The organism is Chryseobacterium sp. FH2 (assembly GCF_001045455.1).
Lineage (GTDB): Bacteria > Bacteroidota > Bacteroidia > Flavobacteriales > Weeksellaceae > Chryseobacterium.
The window spans coordinates 1-2,887 of sequence record NZ_LFNE01000021.1 but is presented as its reverse complement, the minus strand read 5'-3'; the positions used below and the strand labels follow the sequence as shown (position 1 = coordinate 2,887).

5 protein-coding genes are annotated in these 2,887 nt (G+C 28.2%); all 5 read left to right on the top strand.

Annotation, left to right across the window (positions count from 1 at the left end):
• Window positions 1-90 precede the first annotated feature (90 nt).
• The 5 genes from ACM39_RS19340 to ACM39_RS18590 are packed head-to-tail and all read left to right on the top strand — an operon-like array spanning window position 91 to window position 2,663.
• Window positions 91-264 (top strand): hypothetical protein, encoded by a 174-nt coding sequence (locus tag ACM39_RS19340; RefSeq protein ID WP_165585132.1) that lies wholly within the window; start codon window positions 91-93, stop codon window positions 262-264.
• A complete protein-coding gene (locus ACM39_RS18605) occupies window positions 248-1,177 on the top strand; it encodes a hypothetical protein (RefSeq protein WP_048512557.1) in 930 nt (309 codons plus the stop codon). The genes ACM39_RS19340 and ACM39_RS18605 overlap by 17 nt, the downstream gene beginning before the upstream one ends.
• Window positions 1,156-1,833 carry a hypothetical protein gene (locus ACM39_RS18600; RefSeq protein ID WP_048512556.1) on the top strand — a complete coding sequence of 226 codons (678 nt, stop codon included), beginning with the start codon at window positions 1,156-1,158 and terminating at the stop codon, window positions 1,831-1,833. The genes ACM39_RS18605 and ACM39_RS18600 overlap by 22 nt, the downstream gene beginning before the upstream one ends.
• A 9-nt stretch (window positions 1,834-1,842) precedes the next feature.
• Window positions 1,843-2,055 (top strand): hypothetical protein, encoded by a 213-nt coding sequence (locus ACM39_RS18595; RefSeq protein ID WP_131701499.1) that lies wholly within the window; start codon window positions 1,843-1,845, stop codon window positions 2,053-2,055.
• Window positions 2,034-2,663, top strand: a complete 630-nt coding sequence (locus tag ACM39_RS18590) for a DKNYY domain-containing protein (RefSeq protein WP_082140653.1) — start codon at window positions 2,034-2,036, stop codon at window positions 2,661-2,663. The genes ACM39_RS18595 and ACM39_RS18590 overlap by 22 nt, the downstream gene beginning before the upstream one ends.
• Window positions 2,664-2,887 lie beyond the last annotated feature (224 nt).

The following is a 2,887-nucleotide window of genomic DNA, read 5'->3' as shown; positions in this document are numbered from 1 at the left end:
CAATATAAGCAGTACGCAGGAAAATATGACAATGCAGAGTGCTAAGACCATAGAATGGAATAGTGGGGAAAAATCTAATCTTTTTTAGTTATGGCGATTATTAAGACTTCCAAGAATATGATTATTAAAACGGAAAATAAAGAAACCGTTATCGTGGGTAAAAAGATTGAGGAAATCACAGAATCTAAGTGGGTAGAAGCTACAGAAGGGAAACTGATTTTAAATAGTGCTAAAAAAATCTCTTCTAATGGGAACAAGCAATAGTATTGGAGTATATAAGCCTGGAAAACCGAGTATTGATTTACTTATTACAGTAGCTTTAAGATGTAGTATTTATAATGGATTGCCCTTGAGACAAAAAAATCTTGTACAATTTAAATTGAGCGGAAGTTCAAGTTGGTACAATGGAAAATACGAAGTGGAGCTAATACCTTCTAATTCTGATATTATACTTAGTACTTACACTTTTAATGCTAAAGCGGGTTGGGTAATTCAGGCATATGTTACTTGTAACTCTATTATTGAAAATCCCTCAATCAAAGTAAACGTTGATGGGAAAGAATCAAATACTATTTCTTTGAAGTTTATGAATAGAGATAAGGATGTATTCTCGGAAGAGGAGGTTCAAAAGCTAATAGATGAAAACTCTTCTTTGATTAGAAATGATAAAGTGTGTTTTAGGGTTGCGGATAAAGGAATTTCTAAACTCCTCAACACTACTTCAACAGTTATAAATTCTTATGGTGGAGAGAATTCTTATACTCGAGCAAATACTCTAAAATCTCAAGGGTATATAAAAGATGAAATTATAATTAATCAGTATTCTTTTGATACGGGGGGAGTAACAAAACCTAAAAAATTTGCATCAGGAAAAGGAAAAACAATATCAGAATCACTTGATAAGACTATTGGAAATAGAATAGGTTATCATGTTTACTATTTTTCTATTCTTAAAGGCTATCATGTACTTCTTCTTGTTATTGATTCTTCAAATTCATGCGTTAAAAAATTTAAAGCATATGACCAACTCAAAGATAGAGGAGACTATTTAGACTATGAAGAAATTAATGAGTTTTTGTTAGAAATGACAGTGAATAATTGGGAGGGGTCAGCTAATCGAAATAAAGATAAAACAGCAAATACGGAAATTGCTATATGGAAAGTAAAAAGAAAATAATATTCTTTTTGATTTTTATTTTCTGTTTCAGTTGTAATAGCAACTATTATAATGAACAACAGAAACAAGAAAACAAAAAACTGATAGGAATTAAATATAATTTATATTCAGATAAAGAAAATAACTTATACTTATTATCCAAAAATTTCATATTTAGTTCTGGCAATAATGAACAAATAGAAATAAAGAGAAAAGGGAATATCATACAAGATTCTATCTATGATGAAAATGGGAAATTAGTAGCACTAAAAAATATTATTGATATAGAAACCTACCTTGAATTAGAAAAAGATTATATATATCAAGATAAAAATAATATTTATATGAGTAGAGGTAGTCAATATAATGACTATCCTTTTCATATTGCTTCCTTTGTTTCTAAAGATTTTTCTTTAATACCAAAGAGTAATTATTTTAGATATCGAGATAGTATCTATTATTATGGAAATGAAGGCTACATAGTGTTAAAAAAGGTTAATAGCTTCAATTTCAAAGTCGATTCGCTAAAAACCTTGCAAGGTAAATATATTAATGTGGGCTTTGATGGGAAAAATATTTATCATAATTCCGATAAAATCAATTCTGAAATATTAAAAATGTTACCTATAAATTATAAATCAAAAGATTCTCTTCTAATCATTTATTTTCCGAATTAGTGAACATTTATGGTAAAAGGGATTTGCAATTCAACCTATATTATGTATGATCAACATGGGGCAAAGAAAAAAGGACAAGGGGATTTGAAAGAAATTGGAGAAGGGTTTAGAGCACAAACAAGTCATAATTTTGCGAATTCGTGTTTGATTAGATATCAAGAAAATAAAACTAAATACTATGATAAAACAACAACAAAAGTATGGAAAATTCAAAAAAAATAGTAATACAAATAATTTACATATTTACTTTGTTTTTCTTGGCTGGGTGTTTTAAAGAAAACTCTGTAAAAAATAAGGAATCTAAGGATAGAAATACACAAAATTATTTTCATATAAAGGATATTCTATATAGAGATGGTGACAATAATCTTTATTTCAGAACTACTGCATATAATGATTTTAGTGATAATAATGAAAAAATGTTAAAAACCTATTTGTATATTAATGAAATAGGAATTAATGATACTACAAGTGTAAAGCTAAAAAGCATAGTTGATACTACTTCTTTTAAAAAAGTTAGTTACATTTATTATAAAGATAAAAATAATGTTTTTGTTGAGTATCCAATGGCTTATGGTTCCTCTTTTTTTGTTATTGAAAACGCGGATAGTAAAACATTTGAAATTTTAAATCATAGTTACTACGCAAAAGATAAAATAAACTGTTATTACAGGGGGAAAATTATTAGTGGAGCGGACAACAAATCATTTAGAATTTTATCTCAGAAAGATGGAAATGGCAATACATCTTATGCAAAAGATAATAAAAAATACTATAAAGAGGGATATACTATTTCTTATCAGGAAATAAAGGATTTTGTCACAAATTAATATGGAAACATTTATAGATAGATTTATAATAAAAGGTTTTCTTTTCATCCCAAAGATCGGAGATGAGGTTTGGTAGGTTTTGAGAGTGGCAATGCAGAAAAGCCTTTTGTGATGGGTACGCATTATAATGGCTCAGAAACAAGCGGATATGGAACTTCTGATAACAAAATAAAAGCAATCCATACACGAAGCGGACATATTTTGAAGTTCACGGAAGATGAAAG